At 65.5% G+C, this 17623-nt stretch carries 18 protein-coding genes and 1 pseudogene; 8 read left to right on the top strand and 11 right to left on the bottom strand.

Translation table 11 applies throughout. The features are described 5' to 3' along the window. Positions 1 to 31: 31 nt before the first annotated feature. On the bottom strand, positions 32 to 877 hold the full coding sequence (locus AC1DZY_RS24990; RefSeq protein ID WP_476822860.1) for an AAA family ATPase: 846 nt from the start codon (positions 875 to 877) through the stop codon (positions 32 to 34). 213 nt (positions 878 to 1090) lie between these two features. Here AC1DZY_RS24990 and AC1DZY_RS24985 point away from each other — a divergent pair, with 213 nt between their 5' ends. Then, positions 1091 to 2881, top strand: coding sequence for a cation:proton antiporter domain-containing protein (locus AC1DZY_RS24985; RefSeq protein WP_476822859.1), 1791 nt, complete (start codon positions 1091 to 1093; stop codon positions 2879 to 2881). On the opposite strand, the gene AC1DZY_RS24980 is transcribed toward AC1DZY_RS24985, so the two are convergent. Both AC1DZY_RS24980 and AC1DZY_RS24975 read right to left on the bottom strand, forming a co-directional pair. Next, a complete protein-coding gene (locus tag AC1DZY_RS24980) occupies positions 2820 to 3926 on the bottom strand; it encodes a glycosyltransferase family 4 protein (RefSeq protein WP_476822858.1) in 1107 nt (368 codons plus the stop codon). The genes AC1DZY_RS24985 and AC1DZY_RS24980 overlap by 62 nt on opposite strands. Then, positions 3926 to 4756, bottom strand: coding sequence for a UDP-2,3-diacylglucosamine diphosphatase (locus tag AC1DZY_RS24975; protein WP_476822857.1), 831 nt, complete (start codon positions 4754 to 4756; stop codon positions 3926 to 3928). Before AC1DZY_RS24975 ends, AC1DZY_RS24980 begins: the two co-directional genes overlap by 1 nt. A 124-nt stretch (positions 4757 to 4880) precedes the next feature. On the opposite strand from AC1DZY_RS24975, the gene AC1DZY_RS24970 reads away from it, so the two are divergent. The 5 genes from AC1DZY_RS24970 (at position 4881) to AC1DZY_RS24950 (ending at position 8650) form a co-directional block, all read left to right on the top strand. Next, entirely contained in the window at positions 4881 to 5660 is a 780-nt protein-coding gene (locus tag AC1DZY_RS24970; RefSeq protein ID WP_476822856.1) for an SDR family oxidoreductase, read from the top strand. 203 nt (positions 5661 to 5863) lie between these two features. Beyond that, on the top strand, positions 5864 to 6787 hold the full coding sequence (locus AC1DZY_RS24965) for a DMT family transporter (RefSeq protein ID WP_476822855.1): 924 nt from the start codon (positions 5864 to 5866) through the stop codon (positions 6785 to 6787). A gap of 113 nt (positions 6788 to 6900) precedes the next feature. Further along, the gene (locus AC1DZY_RS24960) at positions 6901 to 7521 is read left to right on the top strand and encodes a helix-turn-helix domain-containing protein (protein WP_476822854.1); all 621 of its coding nucleotides are present in this window, start codon (positions 6901 to 6903) and stop codon (positions 7519 to 7521) included. Between the two features lie 44 nt (positions 7522 to 7565). Beyond that, positions 7566 to 7994 (top strand): RusA family crossover junction endodeoxyribonuclease, encoded by a 429-nt coding sequence (locus tag AC1DZY_RS24955; protein WP_476822853.1) that lies wholly within the window; start codon positions 7566 to 7568, stop codon positions 7992 to 7994. Then, positions 7994 to 8650, top strand: coding sequence for a hypothetical protein (locus tag AC1DZY_RS24950; protein ID WP_476822852.1), 657 nt, complete (start codon positions 7994 to 7996; stop codon positions 8648 to 8650). The genes AC1DZY_RS24955 and AC1DZY_RS24950 overlap by 1 nt, the downstream gene beginning before the upstream one ends. Positions 8651 to 8659: 9 nt before the next feature. Here AC1DZY_RS24950 and AC1DZY_RS24945 read toward each other — a convergent pair whose 3' ends face one another. From AC1DZY_RS24945 to lysM, 8 genes are all read right to left on the bottom strand, one after another. After that, a complete protein-coding gene (locus AC1DZY_RS24945) occupies positions 8660 to 9592 on the bottom strand; it encodes a c-type cytochrome (protein WP_476822851.1) in 933 nt (310 codons plus the stop codon). A gap of 140 nt (positions 9593 to 9732) precedes the next feature. Next, positions 9733 to 10167, bottom strand: a complete 435-nt coding sequence (locus tag AC1DZY_RS24940; RefSeq protein WP_476822850.1) for a c-type cytochrome — start codon at positions 10165 to 10167, stop codon at positions 9733 to 9735. Between the two features lie 135 nt (positions 10168 to 10302). Further along, positions 10303 to 12612 (bottom strand): xanthine dehydrogenase family protein molybdopterin-binding subunit, encoded by a 2310-nt coding sequence (locus tag AC1DZY_RS24935; RefSeq protein ID WP_476822849.1) that lies wholly within the window; start codon positions 12610 to 12612, stop codon positions 10303 to 10305. Between the two features lie 131 nt (positions 12613 to 12743). Beyond that, on the bottom strand, positions 12744 to 13058 hold the full coding sequence (locus tag AC1DZY_RS24930; RefSeq protein WP_476822848.1) for a rhodanese-like domain-containing protein: 315 nt from the start codon (positions 13056 to 13058) through the stop codon (positions 12744 to 12746). Positions 13059 to 13072: 14 nt separating this feature from the next. Then, complete coding sequence (locus tag AC1DZY_RS24925; protein ID WP_476822847.1) at positions 13073 to 14392, bottom strand: TRAP transporter large permease; 1320 nt, start codon at positions 14390 to 14392, stop codon at positions 13073 to 13075. After that, positions 14389 to 14892, bottom strand: a complete 504-nt coding sequence (locus tag AC1DZY_RS24920) for a TRAP transporter small permease (RefSeq protein WP_476822846.1) — start codon at positions 14890 to 14892, stop codon at positions 14389 to 14391. The genes AC1DZY_RS24925 and AC1DZY_RS24920 overlap by 4 nt, the downstream gene beginning before the upstream one ends. An 8-nt stretch (positions 14893 to 14900) precedes the next feature. Beyond that, a complete protein-coding gene (locus AC1DZY_RS24915) occupies positions 14901 to 15953 on the bottom strand; it encodes a TRAP transporter substrate-binding protein (RefSeq protein WP_476822845.1) in 1053 nt (350 codons plus the stop codon). Between the two features lie 233 nt (positions 15954 to 16186). Then, positions 16187 to 16630, bottom strand: coding sequence for a peptidoglycan-binding protein LysM (gene lysM / locus AC1DZY_RS24910; RefSeq protein ID WP_476822844.1), 444 nt, complete (start codon positions 16628 to 16630; stop codon positions 16187 to 16189). A 191-nt stretch (positions 16631 to 16821) separates the two neighbouring features. Here lysM and AC1DZY_RS24905 point away from each other — a divergent pair, with 191 nt between their 5' ends. Together AC1DZY_RS24905 and AC1DZY_RS24900 are read left to right on the top strand one after the other, a co-directional pair. Further along, a complete protein-coding gene (locus tag AC1DZY_RS24905; RefSeq protein ID WP_476822843.1) occupies positions 16822 to 17250 on the top strand; it encodes a GlcG/HbpS family heme-binding protein in 429 nt (142 codons plus the stop codon). Between the two features lie 127 nt (positions 17251 to 17377). Then, positions 17378 to 17623 (top strand): annotated as a pseudogene (locus tag AC1DZY_RS24900) (ferredoxin--NADP(+) reductase); the annotation flags it as partial.

Genomic DNA, 17623 nt, shown 5'->3' with positions numbered 1-17623 from the left:
ATTCTATAAAATACCAAATAGGGCACCCGCCCTACCGCTGCTCGCGCCGCGTCATGAACGCCAGCTTCTCGAACAGCGAGACATCCTGTTCGTTCTTCAGCAGCGCGCCGTGCAGCGGCGGGATCAGCTTGCGCGGGTCGCGCTCGCGCAGCATCTCCGGGGTCATCTCGTCGGCGACGAGCAGCTTCAGCCAGTCGAGCAGTTCCGAGGTCGAGGGCTTCTTCTTGAGGCCGGGCACGTCGCGCACCTCGAAGAACAGCTTCAGCGCCTCCTCCATCAGCCGCTTCTTGATGCCGGGGAAATGCACCTCGACGATCGCCTTCATCGTGTCGGCGTCGGGGAAGCGGATGTAGTGGAAGAAGCAACGCCGCAGGAAGGCGTCGGGCAGCTCCTTCTCGTTGTTGGAGGTGATGATCATCACCGGCCGCTGGGCCGCCCTGATGGTCTCAGCCGTCTCGTAGACATGGAACTCCATGCGGTCGAGCTCGAGCAGCAGGTCGTTGGGAAATTCGATGTCGGCCTTGTCGATCTCGTCGATCAGCAGCACCGGGCGCTGCGGCGCCACGAAAGCCTCCCAGAGCTTGCCGCGCTTGATGTAGTTGGCGATGTCGGAGACACGCGCATCGCCGAGCTGGCTGTCGCGCAGCCGGCTGACGGCGTCGTATTCGTAGAGGCCCTGCTGCGCCTTGGTGGTCGACTTGATGTGCCAGGTGATCAGCGGCGCGCCCAGCGCGAGCGCGATCTCCTCGGCCAATACGGTCTTGCCGGTGCCGGGCTCGCCCTTGACCAGCAAGGGCCGTTCGAGCCGGATCGCGGCGTTGACCGCGACGGTCAGATCCTCGGTCGCGACATAGTTTTCGGTGCCGGCAAAGCGCATGGACAGTCCTTCTGGTCGATGCCGGCGACGCTAGCCCATGAAACGTCAAAGCGGAAACCGCAAAAGCGGGGCGTTCCTGCACGGTCGGCAGGGCTTAAAGCCGCAGGCGCAGGCGATATTTCGTGACCAGGGCCCGCGCTGGAAGGTTGTATTGCCGCAACGCAAACCGCAAGCTTCGCCAAGACTTTCACGCCTGACTCGCTGGGATTTGCCTTGGCCGGAACCGTTGACCCTTCCGTCTACAAGGACGCCGTCGTCGTGCTCGCCACGGCGGGCGTCATCGTGCCTTTCGCCAAGAGCTTCAAGGTCAACTCGATCGTCGCCTTCATGGCCTGCGGCGCGTTGCTAGGCCCCTTCGGACTGGGTGGCCTCGTTTCCAAGATCCCCTTCCTCAGCGCGATCACGGTGTCCAACGCCGAAGCGCTGGCGGGGCCAGCCGAAGTCGGCGTCGCCTTTCTGCTCTTCGTCATCGGGCTGGAGCTCTCCTTCGAGCGCCTCAAGACGATGCGCCGGCTCGTCTTCGGGCTCGGGCTCGGACAGGTCGTGCTGTCGGCGGGCTTCATCGGCGTCTTCGCCTATGCTTTCGGCCAGCCGGCCGCGGCCTCGATCATCATCGGCTTCGGCCTCGCCCTGTCGTCGACCGCGATGGTGGTCGAGCTGCTCTCGGCCAAGCGGCGCATGACCTCGTCAGCCGGGCGCACCAGCTTCGCGATCCTGCTCTGCCAGGATCTGGCCGTGATCCCGCTGCTCTTCCTCGTCAGCGTGCTAGGCGCGCAGGCCGGCGGCGGTTCGCTGCTGGCGGGTCTGGCGCAGGCGATGGTGCAGGCCTTCGGCGCGATCGCGGCGATCGTGATTATCGGCAGGCTCGCGCTGCGGCCGCTGTTTCGGCTCGTCGCCTCGACCGATTCCTCAGAGAGCTTCATGGCCGCGACCCTGCTGATCGCGCTGGGAACCGGGCTGATCGCGGCGGCAGCCGGTCTTTCGATGGGGCTGGGCGCCTTCATCGCGGGGCTTCTGCTCGCCGAGACGGAATATCGCCGCGCCATCGAGGTCACGATCGAGCCGTTCAAATCGCTGCTGATCGGCGTCTTCTTCCTGACTGTCGGCATGGGCGTCGACCCGGCGCAGCTGGCGGCCCATCCCGTCATCATCCTGGGCATCGCGATCGGGCTTTTCGCCGCCAAGTCGCTGATCGTTTTCGCGTTGGCGCGCCGGTTCAAGCTGTCGCCGGCGACAGCGCTCGAAACCGCGATCATGATCGGGCCCGGCGGCGAATTCGCCTTCGTGCTGATCGGTGGCGCCGTCGTCGCGAAACTGCTCTCGCAGAATGCCGCCAGCCTCGTGCTCGCCGCCGTCTCGCTGACCATGGTCGCGCTGCCCTTCCTGGCGCGGCTGGCGCGCAACTGGTCGCAGCGGCTCGTCGTCCCCGCCGCGATGCCCGACGAGGCCAAGGTCCTGCCGCCCGACGACCATTCCGAGCGTGCGATCGTCGTCGGCTGCGGACGCGTCGGCCGGCTGGTCAGCTCGATGCTGGAGGAGCACAACAAGCCCTACATTGTCGTCGACTCCGACCCGGTGGTGATCGCGGCCCAGCGCCGGGCAGGCCGGCCGGCCTTCTTCGGCGACGCGACGCGGCCCGATTTCCTGCGCATGTGCGGGTTGGAGGAGGCGACCGCGCTGATCGTCAGCATCAACAATTCACGCGTCGTCGACGAGACCGTGCTGGCGGCGCGCGCGCTGCGGCCCGATCTGGTCATCGTGGCGCGCGCACGAGACGCGGCCCATGCGCGCCATCTCTACGAGATCGGCGTCAACGACGCGGTGCCCGAAACGATCGAGGCGAGCCTTCAGCTTTCGGAAGCAGCCCTGGTGGGGCTGGGCGTGCCGATGGGCCTCGTCATCGCCTCGGTCCATGAGCGGCGCGACCAGTACCGCGCCGAACTCAAGCCCCGAGCCGCTCCGGCGCCGGCGCTTCCCCGAGATGCGCGCTCGCGAAGGCTGTGATGCTCTGACGGGGTCCCGCCGCGCCGCCGGGCAGATGCCCCACCCGCGACGCCGCGCGCCGGACATGGCCATAAAACTGTTCGGCGCTGCGCTGCCAGCTATGACCGGCGGCGAGTTCGAGGCAGGTTTCGCGCGGAATGCGCAGGGCCGCCAGCGCGGCTGCCCGCAGATCCTCGTTCAGGACGGCCGCGTCACTGCCGGCAAACACGTCGCGCGGTCCCTGCACCGGGAATGCAGCCACTGGCAGCCCGCTCGCGGCCGCCTCCAGCAGGACGATGCCGAAAGTGTCGGTGAGGCTCGGGAAGACGAAGACATCCGACGAGGCGTAGATCGCCGCCAGATCCTGCCCCTCGCGCGTGCCCAGGAACGTCACCTCCGGATAGGCGCGCTGGAGATCGGCCCGCGCCGGCCCGTCGCCGACGACGACCTTGCTGCCGGGCAGCCGAAGCGACAGGAAGGCGTCGAGGTTCTTCTCGACCGCGACGCGCCCGACGCTGAGGAAGATCGGGCGGGGCAGATCGAGCACGCTTTCGGGGCGCGGATGGAACAATGAGAGATCGACGCCCCGCCCCCAGCGCACGATCTTCTCGAAGCCATGCTGCCTGAGTTCGGTCTCGACCGACGCGGTCGAGACCATGATCGCCTCTGCTGGACCGTGGAATCGACGCAGGAAGCGGTAGCTCCAGCTTTCGGGGATCGGCCAGCGCGCCGCGACATATTGCGGGAAACGTGTGTGGTAGCTCGTCGTGAACGCGCGTTTCTGGGCGAGGCAGACCGCGCGCGTCAGCCAGCCGATCGGCCCTTCCGTCGCGATATGGACATGGTCGGGCCGGAAATCGGCGACGCGCCGCGCCACCGCGCGCCGCGTCGCCAGCGCGATCCTGATATCGGGATAGGTCGGCAGCCCGACCTGCCGGAAGCCCTCGGGCGTCAGCATCTGCGGCGTGACGCCGAAGGCCGGCCCCGCCTCGAACATTCGTTCGAGCGACCTGACCACCCCGTTGACCTGCGGCCGCCAGGCGTCCGTGGCGATCAGCAGGCGCATCACGCCGCCTCGACGAGTTCGGGAACTGCTCCGGGACGCGCCTTGGCCCCGGCGGGCGCCACCGCCTCCCCCTTGAGCCGGTATTGCGGCCAGCGGATCAGCTCGAAACGCCCATCGTGATGCTCGACGAAAGCGGTGCAGCTTTCGACCCAGTCGCCGGTGTTGATATAGCTCAGTCCGTCGATCTCGCGCTGCGCGGCGTGATGGATATGGCCGCAGATGACGCCGTCGGCATGGTGCCGGCGCGCTTCCGAGGCCAGGCAGGTCTCGAACTCGCCGATATAGTTGACCGCGTTCTTGACCTTGTTCTTCGCCCAGGCCGAGAGCGACCAGTGCGGCAGATGCAGCGTACGGCGGACCCGGTTGATCACCATGTTGGAGGCGAGCGCCACCGAATAAGCCCAGTCGCCGAGCAGCGCGAGCCATTTGGCGTTGCGCACGACGAGGTCGAACAGGTCGCCGTGGATCACGAGCAGGCGCTTGCCGTCAGCCGTCTCGTGGATGATCTCGTCGACCAGCGTGATCCCGCCGAACTGCAGCCCGGTGAAGTCGCGCAGGAAATCGTCGTGGTTGCCGGTGACGTAGATCAGCTTCGAGCCCTTGCGCACCTTGCGGAGCAGCTTCTGGATCACGTCGTTGTGGGATTGGGGAAAATACCAGCCGCTTTTCAGCCGCCAGCCGTCGATGATGTCGCCGACGAGGTAGATTTGCGGGGCGTCATAGGCGCGCAGGAATTCGAGCACGAGATCGGCCTGCGCACCGCGCGTGCCCAGATGCAGGTCGGAAATGAAGATGCTGCGAACCTGTTTCGCGTCGTCCTCGTCGTTCATGGCGGCCCGCCCATCCGGTTGCGATGCTGCCGGCGTGTGTCTGATTTGCGTTGCGCTTTGATGACGAAACCAGCGATCCGTGCTCTGGCTCGCAGTCGAGGCAATCAGATTTCGGAGAAACATCATGGATCTTGGGATTTCCGGCCGCACGGCCATCGTCTGCGCCTCAAGCAAGGGGCTCGGCCGAGGCTGCGCGCAGGCGCTGGCCGAGGCAGGCTGCGTCGTGGTGATCAATGGCCGCGATGCGACCACGCTCGAGGCCACCGCGAGCCAGATTCGTGCCACCACCGGAGCGACGGTCATCGCCGTGGTGGCGGACGTTTCGACGCGCGCCGGCCAGGACGCGCTGCTGGACGCCGCGCCCGAGCCCGACATCCTGATCAACAACAACGGCGGGCCTCCGCCGAAACCGTTTCGCGATGTGTCGCGCGACGCGCTGCTCGAAGGCGTGATCCAGAACATGGCGACGCCGCTCGAACTGGTTCAGCGCGTCGTCGACGGCATGATCGCGCGCGGCTTCGGCCGCATCGTCAACATCACCTCGGCCAGCGTGCTGACGCCGCTGACCGGGCTCGACGTCTCATCGGCCGCGCGCGCCGGCCTCACGGCTTTCCTCGCCGGCGTGGCGCGCGAGGTCGCGCATGCCAACGTCACCATCAACAACGTGCTGCCGGGCGCTTTCGACACCGACCGGCTCAAGAGCGGCCTCACGAAGATGGCCGCGATGAAAGGCATGACGCCCGAGGACATGGCCAGGACGCGCATGGCCGACGTGCCGGCGAAACGATTCGGCACTGCCGAGGAATTCGGCAATGTCTGCGCCTTCCTCGCCAGCGCCCATGCCGGCTACATCACCGGCCAGAACCTGCTGATCGATGGTGGCGTGTTCAGGGGCAGCTTCTGACCGCTGAACCGCGAGAGCGAGGCGCTTGCGGGCGCAACCGGAACTCGTCCGCCTCGCATCGCTCTGAAATCGCCGCGCCCGTCCCGCTGACCGCCGGGCCGGGTTGCGGATTGGGCGCTTTGAGGCTCAGGTCGGACATGGTTTAAGAAGCAGGCTCCCCGCACGACTCGCGATCAATCCTGCCCTCCCGCCGCGCCGGTCATTTGTCTCCTCTCCTCGGCATTTCCCTGAAGCTGTTTTCGGCTCTGGTCTTCACCCTGATGTCTGCCGGCGTGAAGGCGCTCGCGGGGCGCTACCCGACCGGCGAGATCGTCTTCGTCCGCTCCTTCTTCGCCCTGATCCCGCTGTTGATCTGGCTCGCCTGGCAGGGCGGCGTTGTGGCTTCGCTGAGGACGGGCAATCTGCGCGGCCATCTCAAGCGCGGCGTCATCGGCTCGACCGGCATGTTCTGCGGCTTCGCCTCGCTGCAGTTCCTGCCGCTGTCTGACTCCGTTGCGATCGGCTATGCCGCGCCGCTCGCCGTCGTCGTCCTCGCCGCCCTCGTTCTCAAGGAGCGCGTCCGGATCTATCGCTGGAGCGCGGTCACGATCGGTTTCGTCGGCGTGCTGATCATGCTCTCGCCCTATATCGGCGGCGTCGGCCACGGCCTTGCTCCGGGCCCCGCGCTGGGTGCGGCGATCGGGCTCGCGGGAGCCTGCTGCTCGGCCTTCGCCTCGATCGAGGTGCGTCAGTTGACCCGCACCGAGGGCACCGGCGCGATCGTGTTCTATTTCATGCTGATGACCAGCGCGCTCGGACTGTCGACGGTCCTTCTCGGCTGGCACCTGCCGAACTGGCAGGACGCCGGGCTGATGGTCGGCGTCGGCATCCTCGGCGGGCTCGGCCAGATCTTCCTCGTCCAGGCCTATCGCTATGGCGACGCCTCGCTGATCGCGCCGTTCGAATACTCGACCATGCTCTGGGCGGTCGCCATCGGCTGGTTCATGTTCGGCGACTGGCCGGCGACCACGGTGCTCATCGGCGCGACGATCGTCATCGCATCCGGGATCTATGTGATCTTCCGCGAGCAGCAGCTCGGGCTGCTGAAGCGCGAGCAGCGCGAAGTCGGCCCGACGCGGGCCGCATGAGCCCGACGGTCTGCGACACCCGGCTTGCCGCTCGCGACACGACAAGGCATTGTCCGCTCAGACAAACAATCGTTCGCTTTCGCAAACGACCGGCAGAAATGACGAGCTGAGACATGGGCATCGAGACCAGGGAACGCGGCGGCCGCGAACTTGAATCCGGCGCCCAGATCATTTCAGGCCAGCTCGGCAAGACGATCCAGCGTCTGCGCAAGGCCTACAACCTCTCGCTCTCCGAGCTCGCGGAACAGTCCGGCGTCGCCAAGTCGATCATCAGCCAGATCGAGCGCAACGAAACCAACCCGACGCTGGCGACGATCTGGCGGCTGTCGCAGGCGCTGGACATCTCGATCGAGCGCGTACTTTCCAGCGATGAGGAAGAACCCTTCATCGACAAGACCAGCCGCAGCGACACGCCGATCCTTGTCTCCGAGGACGGCAAGCTCCGGCTCGCCATCATCGGCTGGATCAAGACGGTCGAGTGGCTGCAATGGTACGATGTCCAGTCCGAGCCCGGCGGCGAACTCGATTCCGAGGGCCATCAGCGCGGCTCGATCGAATCGCTCTCGGTCACATCCGGCGAGTTCGAGGTCGAGGTCGGCGACATCGTCCAGCGCGCCAGGGCCGGCGACACCCTGCGCTACCGCTGCGACCGCCGCCACATCGTCCGCTGCGTCGGCGACCAGCCGGGCTCAGCGCTGATGGTGTGCATCCTCAAGGCGGCGGTGATGGAGTAGGCGGAGGCGATTTTACCAAGCAATCCATTTGGAAGAAGGCGCGGATGCCGAACCAAGACACGCTATTTCCGCTCGAGTTTTTTATCGAGAGCGTGCCGATCTCACTTGGAGCGAGCACCAGATCCAAAGACCGCTGGCGAGAAACTGTCTTCGAGATGGCACGTCGGCGACAACGAGAAACCGACGAATTCGGATTCATCGATGAGCGTCCTCTCGCGGTCACAATTTACTACTTTGCGAGCGCTCCCATAGAGGGCGATATCGACAATATTCTAAAGCCGATATTGGATGCACTGATCGGCATCGCCTATCCGGACGATAGCGTAGTCGAACGCGTCGTCTCTCAGAAGTTCGAACCGGACGTCGATTGGGTATTTGCGGCTCCAAGCGACCAATTGGCTGCAGCCTTGGATAAGGATGCGCCCGTGGTATACATACGCGTGGATGACGATCTTAGCTGGAGGCGCCTCTGATGACGACGGTTGCTCCAGTTCAGTCACTGGAAGCTCAGTTCCTGGAAGGCCTTCGCGCAAAGTACGAGCAGCAGGGTTTCACCTTCCTGGTCGCGCCCGATTCGCGCGATCTCCCCGATTTTCTGGGTTCCTACATACCTGATGCGCTTGCTCAAAAGCCCGGACTGAGCGTCGCCATCGAGGTGAAGATCCAAAATGCGGCGACAATCCAGAATTCCCTGCAACGGATTCGCAAGCTCTTCGACGGACGTCCTGATTGGCGTTTCGACGTCCTGTTCATGGGCACGAGCGGAGCGCAGCGCCTTGCGATCCCACCAGCATCGCCCGCGAAGCTTCGCATCCGCGTCGATGAAGTGCGTCAGATGATCAGCCAAGGAGAGAATCGCGCGGCTTTCGTGATGGCATGGTCGCTTCTGGAGGCGGCCCTTCATTCCAAGACGCCGACGACGGATAGCAAGCCGCATACGCCAGGGACTGTGCTGCAAGCACTCGCAATGAACGGCTATATCGATCCGCAACTCGAACAGCGTATGCGGTCGCTGATCGATCTGCGGAACCGGATCGTTCACGGGGACGTCGATGTCGAGCCGACGTCTGCCGATGTCCAATTGGTGCTGTCGGCGATCTCGGAAACGATAGAAGCGGACGCGGCGTAACTCGGTTGTTCAACTCCCCGTCTTCGCCGGCTTCACCGGCCCCAGCACCGCCGGCAACGACTTCAGGTACTCGGCCATCGCCAGCCGGTCGGCGTCACTCAGTTGCGAGATGTTGCGCACCACAGAAGCCATGCTGCCGCCGACGCTGTCGAAGCTCGGCGTGAAGCCGGTCTTGAGCAGTTCGGCGATCTCGGCCTTCGACCACTTCCCGAGCGCGTCGGGATGTTGCGTGATATTGGGAACCCAGCCCTTGCCCTCGGGGTCGGGTCCGCCGGCAAAGCGCGTCGCCTGGACGATCGCGCCGAGCGGATTGCGGTTGGAATGGCATTCGGCGCAATGGCCCGGCCCGTTGACGAGATAGGCGCCCCGGTTCCACTCCTCGCTCTTGCCCGCATCCGGCTTGAACGCGGCTCCGTCGAAGAACAGCAGCTTCCAGCCGCCGACGACGCGGCGGATGTTGAACGGGAAGCCGAGTTCGTGGTCGCGCGCCTTGCCCTCAACCGGCGTCAGCGTGCGGATATAGGCGAACAGATCGGCCAGAGCCTTCGGCGGCATCAGCCGGTAGGAGGTATAGGGGAAGGCCGGATAATAGTGCTGGCCCGCCGGCGAGGTGCCCGTCGCCATCGCATCGACGAAGTCCTTGACGCCCCAGTTGCCGATGCCGTCGCGCGTATGCGGCGAGATGTTGGGCGCGTGGAACTTGCCGAACGGCGAACCGAGTTCCAGTCCGCCACCCAATCTGAGCTTGTCGTCCTGACCGGGCGTCGCATGACAGGAGGAGCAGCCGCCCGCGGCAAAGAGCAGCTTGCCGTTCTCGATGTCGGGCGCCGGCAGCGTGCCGATCACGGGCGACGGCGAGACCACGCGCGGGTCGGTCAGCACGATGAAGCCGGCAAGCCCGAGCACGGCGAAGACGGCAAGCGTGATCAGGATACGGCGCATTGTCTGTCCTGTTGCAAGCCTCCGACGAACGCCCGGCACGGCCGAAAGGTCCGGCGCTTGCGACGACGAAGCGGGCCGCCTTTGGGGGCCGCCCGCTCGATCAGGTCATGAAGGCTGGAGATGCGCAACCTTGCGCAGGCTCACTTCTTGATGCGGTAGGTCTCGTGGCAGGTGCCGCAGTTCTTGGTCGCGTTGCCAAAGGCGGTGCGGAAGCCGGCGAGATCGGTCGCGGCAGCAGCGCCGGCCGTGGCGTCGGCCTCGAACTTGACGAAGGCGGCCTTGAAGCCAGCCTGGTCCTCCCAGATCTTCGTCGACGCCGTGGTTTCGCCGCCGGTCTTGGAGGTGTCGGGAAACAGCGTCGGCATCTTCTTGGAGGCATCGGCATAGGTCTTGAAGATGCCCTGCACCTTGGCGGCGTCGAAGGCTTCCTCGCCCTTGGCGATCTTTGCGCCGAGGCCGGTGGCCGCGCCGACGCCCTTCATCGTCATCTTGCGCTCCGCGATCGGATCGGACTGGGCGACGACGGCCGAAAAGCCCAATACAAGGCCGAAGGCGGCGAGAGCGAAGCGGATCATGCGTAGTCATCCCCAAGCGTTGCACGGCGCTCGATGCGGCGCCGATTGGAACGCTTCCAGATCACCTCATGACGACCGCGACGCCAAGTCGCATTCGCGCGATCACCCTTGCATTGAAGCAAGTCAGATCTTGCGTCAGAGCGGATACCCTGCGGCTTTCAGGGCGTTGAAGACCTTGATCGGCGTCGCCGGCATGTCGATCGCCTTGATGCCCGCCGCGCGGTCGAGCGCATCGACCATCGCGTTCATCACCGCGGGACAAGCCCCGATCGCGCCGGCCTCGCCCGCGCCCTTCACGCCGATGGCGTTGGTGACGCAGCGCACGTTGCGAGTCTCGAAATGGAAGTTCGGGACATCGACCGCGCGCGGCAGGGCATAGTCCATGAAGGTCGCGGTCAGCATCTGGCCGGACTCGTCGAAGCGGATTTCCTCCATCAGCGCCTGGCCGATGCCCTGCGCCGCGCCGCCATGGACCTGGCCCATCAGCATGAGCGGGTTCAGCGTCACGCCGAAATCGTCGACCACGACGTAATTGACGATCTCGGTCGCGCCCGTCTGCGGATCGATCTCCAGTTCGCAGACATGCGTGCCATTGGGGAACGTCGCCGCCGGCGGCGTCCAGCTCTGGTGCACCCGCAGCATGGCCGTGGTCGCACCCGGCAGAGCCGCGATGGCGGCCAGATCGAGCGCCTTGTCGGTGCCGACGATGCGGACCGCGCCATCGACGATTTCGAGATCGCCGACGCCGGCCTCGAGTTTCTCGGAGGCAAGCTGCTTGAGGTTGTCGCTGAGGATTTCGGTCGCCTTGTTCAGCGCCGCCCCGCCGACGGGGATCGAGCGCGAGCCGCCGGTGCCCGAGCCGGTCTCGACCTTGTCGGTATCGCCCTGGATGACGCGGATGCGGTCCATCGGAATGTCGAGATGCTGCGAGACCAACTGCGAATAGGCCGTCTCATGACCCTGCCCGTTCGATTGCGTGCCGATCAGAACGGTCACCATGCCGTCCTTCTCGAGGATCACGGTCGAGCTCTCCGGACCGCCGCCGCCGCACGCCTCGATATAGGACGCCAGGCCGATGCCGCGAATCTTGCCGGCCTTGGTCGCGGTCTTGAGGCGGGCGTTGAAGCCCTTCCAGTCCGACACCTCCATGGCGCGGCGCATATGCCCCTCGAACTCGCCGGAATCGTAGACCAGGCCGGTGCCGGTCTTGTGCGGCATCTCGCTCGGTTTGACGAAGTTGAGCGCACGCACGGCATCGACGGTCTTGCCGGTCTGGCGCGCGACCGCATCGACCAGCCGCTCGATCAGATAGGCGGCCTCGGGCCGGCCCGCGCCGCGATAGGCGTCGACCGCCATGGTGTTGGTCAGGACGCCGCGAAAATGCACATGCAGGACCGGGATGTTGTAGCAGCCCGGCGTCATGGTGGTGCCGACCCACGGGATGAACGGCCCATATTGCGAGAGATAGGCGCCCATCTCGGCTGCAAGATCGACCTTGAGGGCGAGGAACTTGCCCTTCTTGTCGAGCGCGACGGTGGCCGTGGCGAGGTTGGCGCGGCCATGGGTGTCGGCGAGAAAGTGCTCGGTGCGGTCGGCGACCCAGCGCACCGGGCGCTTCAGCTTCTCGGCCGCGACCATGGTCAGCGGGTATTCGCGATACATGAAGATCTTGGTGCCGAAGCCGCCGCCGACATCGGGGGTGACGACGCGGATGCGCTTGGGGTCGACCTTGAGGATGTAGGTCGCAAGGATGTCGCGCGTGCCGTGGCTGCCCTGGCTGCCGAGCGTCAGGGTCCAGCGCTTGTCGGCCTTGTCGTATTCCGCGATGCAGGCGCGCGTCTCCATGTAGTTGGAGGCGAGGCGGTTGTTGACGATGGTGACGGACACCGTGCTGTCGGCCTTGGCGAAGGCCGCTTCGGTTCCGGCCTTGTCGCCCTGCTCGGCCTCAAAGGCGATGTTGCCCGGCCGGTCGGGCCAGATTTGCGGCGCCTTGGGATCGAGCGCTTCCGTGATCCCGGTGACCGAGGGCAGCGTCGTCCATTCGATGTCGATCGCTTCGGCCGCATCGCGGGCCTGGTCGAGCGTCTCGGCGACGATGAAGGCGACCGCCTCGCCGACATGGCGCACGATGTCGATCGGCAGCACCGGCACGGGCAGCGGCTTCACCGGCTCGCCCGACAGCGTCTTGATCAGGCCCTTGCAGGGCAGATCGCCGAGATGGGCGACGTCCTCGCCGGTCAGGATCAGCTTGACGCCCTTCATGGCGCGGGCCGTGTCCTTGTCGCGGATCCTGAAGGTCGCATGAGCGTATTGCGAGCGCAGCACGAAGGCGTGCAGCGCGCCCTCGACGGCGGTGTCGTCGGTATAGCGCCCGGCTCCGGTCGTCAGCCGGTGATCCTCGACACGCAGAACGGGCTGTCCAAATCCAAACTTCATCGGGCGCATGAGCAGCTATCCTTGGAAATCGTCAAATCAGAGGTTGGTACAGGACGGACGATCCGTCAGCCCCCAGCCGGCGATTGCTGCGATGCACGCAGCGCACGTCCCGAATGGGAGAAAGCCATGGGCGCGAGGGTTCAGCGCTCGATCGCGCCGCCCCTCAGAACCCAGTCCTTGAAGCCGCCGACATAATGGCTGTCGACGTCGAGCCCGGCGCTCTGCGCAAATTCGAGGGCGCGCAGCGACCGCACGCCCGCGGCGCAAGAGAACACGACGCGCTTGCCGGGAGTATCTGGAATCGCCGCCGGGTCGAACTGCGACAACGGCAGCGAAGTCGAGCCGGGAATGTGACCAGCGGCGAATTCATGCGGCTCGCGCACATCGACGACGAGGATGGAGCCGTCGGCGAGGCCTGCCTTCACGGCGTCGATGTCGAGATCGTTGACGACCAAGGCTTGCCTCCCGCTCAATCCAGCAGCTTTACCAGATAGAGCGTGAGGGCCGGAAATGCCACCACGATGCCGAGACGGATCACGTCCGACAGCACGAAGGGTAGCACGCCGCGATAGATCCTCGTCACCGGCACGTCGCGCGCGAGCGACGCCACGACGAAGACGTTGAGCCCGATCGGCGGGCAGGTCATGCCGATGCCGACCACGATCAGCACGAGGATGCCGAACCAGATCGCGACATCGTCGGGCGGCATGCCGAAATCAAGCGCGGTGATGATCGGGAAGAACACCGGCAGCGTCAGCAGGATCATGGCGAGTTCGTCCATCACCCCGCCGAGTACGATGTAGAACAGCAGCAGCCCGACCAGCACGGTGTAGGGCGCCCAGCCCGAGGCCGCGATCATCTCGGCGGCGGCGGTCGGCACCTGCGTCAGGGCCAGGAAGGCATTGAACACCTCCGCGCCGAGCAGGATGGCGAAGATCATCGCCGAGGTCTCGGCCGTCTGCAGGATCGCCTGGCCGATACCCTCCAGCGTCAGCGTGCGCCGGACCACCCCGATCGCCAGCATGATGAAGGCGCCGACGGAGGCGCCCTCGGTCGGCGTGAACACGCCGCCATAGATGCCGCCGACCACGACGAGCGCCACGACCATTGCCGGCACGACGCCAAGAAGCGGCTTGATCCGGTCGGCCCAGGCGATGCGCGGCTGCGCCGGCCCGAGATCGGCGTCGAGCCGCGTGCGGATCGCAATGGTGATGCAGTAGAACGTCGCCGCCATGAGGCCGGGAATCAACGCCGCCTTGAACAGTTTTGCGATGTTCTGCTCGGTCGAGATCGCATAGACGACCAGGATGACAGAGGGCGGGATCAGGATGCCGAGCGTGCCGCCAACCGCGATCACGCCGCAGGAAAAGCCCGGGTCGTAACGGTACTGCCGGAGTTGCGGCAGGGCGGCGCGCGCAAAGGTCGCCGTCGTCGCAACCGACGAGCCGCAGATCGCCCCAAAGCCGGTGCAGGCCCCGATCACCGCCATGGCAAGCCCGCCGCGCCGGTGCCCGATCACGGCCGAGGCCGCCTTGAACAGATCACCGGCCAACCCCGAGCGTTCCGCGAAAGCGCCCATCAGCACGAAGAGCGGGATCACCGAGAGCGTGTAATTGGCGAAGATCTGGTATGGCGTGGTGCGGATATAGTTCAGGAACGGATCGAGCCCGTTGAGCTGGATGTACCCGAGACTGCCGACCAGCATCATCGCCAGCCCGATCGGCAGCCTGATCATCATCAGCACGAGCAGCGCGCCGAAACCGACGATGGCGAGCGAGAAACCGCTCACGCCTCGATCCTCATCAGCCTGACGGCGCTGACGAGGGAGGTCACGGCGACGAGCGCCGCCAGCACGGCACAGATCGCGATCGGCACATAGGCCGGAAATTGCAGCACCATGCTGTTCTCGCCGCTGGCGAAGGCCGCGCGCGCGCCGACCGTCAGCCGCCAGGCGATCAACGCCATGACCAGCGCGTAGACCACGTCCCAGACGGCGTCGATCGCGCGCTGGAAGCCCTGCGGCAGCTTCAGCGTGAAGGTGTCGACGAAGATGTTGCCGCGCCGGAGCTGGCAATAGGGCAGGAAGCAGAAGGCGGCGATCGCTGTCGCCATCTGCACCAGCTCGAAATCGCCGGGCACGCCGGCTGCGCCGACGAGGTTGCTGCGCAGCGTCACGCTGACCACGACCATGGTCGCGAGCGCGATCAGCAGCGCGCCGCCGATCAGCGCGATCGCCTGCACCGCCCGGTCGAAACCGGACGGCCGCATCCTGTCCCCCAGCTCGTCCATATCGCCGATCAGGCCGCCTTTTCGTGTTTGGTCAGCGCGGCCTTGGCGCTCGCCAGCAGCTTCTCGCCGTCGAGCCCCTTTTCCTTTGCGGTCTTGAACCAGCCCTCGATCACCGGCTCGGTGGTCTTGCGCCAGCGCGCCGCCTCGGCCTCCTCGATCACGGTGATCGTGTTGCCGCGCTTCCTGACCATCTCGGAGACGACGACGGCCTGCTCGTCCCAGACCTTGCCGGCCATCGCGGCCGCCGAGGCGCCGGAGTTCCTGTCGATCACCGCCTTGAGATCGGCCGGCAGCGCATCGTATTTTGCGCGGTTCATGGCGAGGATGAAGGTCGCGACATAGAGCGTCGGCGAGCCCGGAATCTCGGTGTGGAACTTGACCAGTTCCTGCACCTTGATCGAGGGCACGACCTCCCAGGGCACGACGCAGCCGTCGATGACGCGCTGAGCCAGCGATTCCGGCACCTGCGGGATCGGCATGCCGATGGCGTTCACGCCCATCGTTCGCAACGCCTCGCCGGCGAGCCGGGTCGGGAAGCGCAACTTCAGACCCTTCAGGTCTTCCATCGTCTTGACCTGCTTGTTGGCGTGGATCAGCCCGTGATCATGCGCCCAGAAGCAGATCGGCTTCACATCCTTGAATTCGTCCTTGAGGTTCTGCTCGGCATAGTCGGTCAGCGCCAGCGAGTTCACCAAAGCGCGCTTGTTGGACACGAAGGGCAGCTCGAACGCCTCGATCCCGGTGAAGCGGCCCGGCGTATTGCCGGGCAGCGTCCAGACCAGATCGGCGACGCCATCGCGCGCCTGGTCGAAGAGCTGCGGCGGCGTGCCGCCGAGCTGCATCGAGGGAAAGATGTCGATCTTGATGCGACCGTTCGATTCGGCCGCGACCTTGTCGGCCCAGGGCTTCAGGAACTTGGCATGCCCGTTGGCAACCGGGGGCAGGAAGTGATGCATCTTCAGCGTCACCTCCTGCGCGTTGGCGCGGGTGACGCGCAGCACGGCAGGCGCGGCGACGGCCGAACCGGCCAATGTCAGGAAACGGCGGCGATCGAAAGTCATGGACCCCTCCCAGGGACGATTGTGGTGGCGCGCGTTTCAGCCGGTTTTTCCAAAAGGAAACGCCCGGCTTTTCGCGTTCTGCCGCCAGCATGCCCGCCAAGCGGCGGCGGATGCAAGAGCGCGGGGCCGCAAAATCGTTGCTACCGCAACTTTTTTATTCATGACCCCTTAAACAGAGATCCCGCCCGCGCTAGGGGCGCGGGCGGGATCGACAGCAATGACCGTACGAAGCGTCAGGCCTTGGGCGGAATGCGCAGCACCCAGCCCGGCAGGATCAGGTCGGGATTTTTCACCGGCGGCGTGTTGGCCTTGACGATATCGGTGTATTTCGCGCCCTGGCCCTTGCCGTAATGCTCTTCGGCGATCTTCCAGAGCGTATCGCCCTTCTTGACCGTGTAGAACACGGCGGCTGGCGCCTCCTTGTTGACGATCAGTTCGGATTCGACCTGAGCCACGCCGGTGGTGTTGCCGAGCGCCAGAATGATTTTCTCAGCCTGCTCGGTGGTCATGGCGCTGCCGGTGACCTTCACCTTGTCGCCATCGACCGAGATCTTGACGTCGGACGGCAGGCCATGACCCGCGAGGTCTTTCGTCAGTTCGTCGGCCGTCGCCGCCTTCGCTGCACTCGAGCCGAAAATCTTCGAACCGGCTTCCTTGATGAAACTGAACAGACCCATCGGCTTCCTCCATTCTTCTGGATGGCCATGAAGCCCACTTGCGGCCACAAGTTCAAGACGGTTTCTCGATGCCGCACCGCCCGAACACGGCTTGGCCCCACGAACGGGCAAAGCTGCTTGGGCGCAATGCGCCCTTCCCCAGCGCGCCCTGCGCTGGCACAAGCGCCCTGCCCGACCACAGGAGTTTTCCGATGCTGACGCTCGCCCAGGCCCAGACCATTCTGTCCACCGCGCTGTCTCATGCCGAAAAGGCGGGCTTCAAGCCGCTCGCGATCGCGATCCTCGACGCACGCGGCGCGCAGAAAATGTTCGCGGCCCAGAACGGGACCAGCCTGAAGCGCGGCGAAATCGCCCTCGGCAAGGCCCATGGCGCTGTCGCCATGGGCCTCGGCTCGCGAGCGATCCACAAGATGGCGCTGGAACGCCCCTATTTCGTCGAGGCCGCGACCCATGCGTTTGGCGGCTCGCTCGTCCCGGTGCCAGGCGGCGTGCTGATCCGCGACAAGTCCGGAGCCCTGCTCGGCGCCGTCGGCATCTCCGGCGACACCTCCGACAATGACGAGGCCGCCGCGGTCGCCGGGATCGTCGCGGTAGATCTGGTTGCTGACACCGGGGCCTGAGACAGCCGGAATTTTCTCTTTTCCGCGGTGATCGCCCAAGCGTGAAGCCATCCGCATTGCGCCGCAGCAAAATTTACGGCATCGGCACGCCCTCGTGGTCGCTGGAAAGACCCGGAGGACAATCGTCATGAGCACCCCCACCGCCAACGAGAATGTCGCCCCTGGCGACGTCATCGAAACGGACGTCGTGATCGTTGGGGCTGGTCCGTGCGGGTTGTTTGCGGTGTTCGAGCTTGGGCTGCTCGACATCCGCGCCCACCTCGTCGACATCCTGCCCAAGGTCGGCGGGCAATGCGCCGAGCTCTATCCGGAAAAGCCGATCTACGACATTCCGGGCTTTCCGATCGTCACCGGCCAGGGCCCGGCCAGGGCC

It is taken from the genome of Allobosea sp. P2_A10, assembly GCF_056405115.1.
The sequence above is the reverse complement of the archived record's forward strand: the minus strand, read 5'-3'. Positions and strand labels throughout refer to the sequence as shown.

Excerpts from the sequence above, each read along its gene's own strand:
- AC1DZY_RS24955 (WP_476822853.1), top strand. The coding sequence starts at position 7,566 with ATGCCGAACCAAGACACGCTATTTCCGCTCGAGTTTTTTATCGAGAGC.
- AC1DZY_RS24905 (WP_476822843.1), top strand. The coding sequence starts at position 16,822 with ATGCTGACGCTCGCCCAGGCCCAGACCATTCTGTCCACCGCGCTGTCT.
- AC1DZY_RS24975 (WP_476822857.1), bottom strand. The coding sequence starts at position 4,756 with ATGAACGACGAGGACGACGCGAAACAGGTTCGCAGCATCTTCATTTCC.
- AC1DZY_RS24935 (WP_476822849.1), bottom strand. The coding sequence starts at position 12,612 with ATGCGCCCGATGAAGTTTGGATTTGGACAGCCCGTTCTGCGTGTCGAG.
- AC1DZY_RS24980 (WP_476822858.1), bottom strand. The coding sequence starts at position 3,926 with ATGCGCCTGCTGATCGCCACGGACGCCTGGCGGCCGCAGGTCAACGGG.
- AC1DZY_RS24950 (WP_476822852.1), top strand. The coding sequence starts at position 7,994 with ATGACGACGGTTGCTCCAGTTCAGTCACTGGAAGCTCAGTTCCTGGAA.
- AC1DZY_RS24945 (WP_476822851.1), bottom strand. The coding sequence starts at position 9,592 with ATGCGCCGTATCCTGATCACGCTTGCCGTCTTCGCCGTGCTCGGGCTT.
- AC1DZY_RS24940 (WP_476822850.1), bottom strand. The coding sequence starts at position 10,167 with ATGATCCGCTTCGCTCTCGCCGCCTTCGGCCTTGTATTGGGCTTTTCG.
- AC1DZY_RS24990 (WP_476822860.1), bottom strand. The coding sequence starts at position 877 with ATGCGCTTTGCCGGCACCGAAAACTATGTCGCGACCGAGGATCTGACC.
- AC1DZY_RS24915 (WP_476822845.1), bottom strand. The coding sequence starts at position 15,953 with ATGACTTTCGATCGCCGCCGTTTCCTGACATTGGCCGGTTCGGCCGTC.
- AC1DZY_RS24970 (WP_476822856.1), top strand. The coding sequence starts at position 4,881 with ATGGATCTTGGGATTTCCGGCCGCACGGCCATCGTCTGCGCCTCAAGC.
- AC1DZY_RS24920 (WP_476822846.1), bottom strand. The coding sequence starts at position 14,892 with ATGGACGAGCTGGGGGACAGGATGCGGCCGTCCGGTTTCGACCGGGCG.
- lysM (WP_476822844.1), bottom strand. The coding sequence starts at position 16,630 with ATGGGTCTGTTCAGTTTCATCAAGGAAGCCGGTTCGAAGATTTTCGGC.
- AC1DZY_RS24960 (WP_476822854.1), top strand. The coding sequence starts at position 6,901 with ATGGGCATCGAGACCAGGGAACGCGGCGGCCGCGAACTTGAATCCGGC.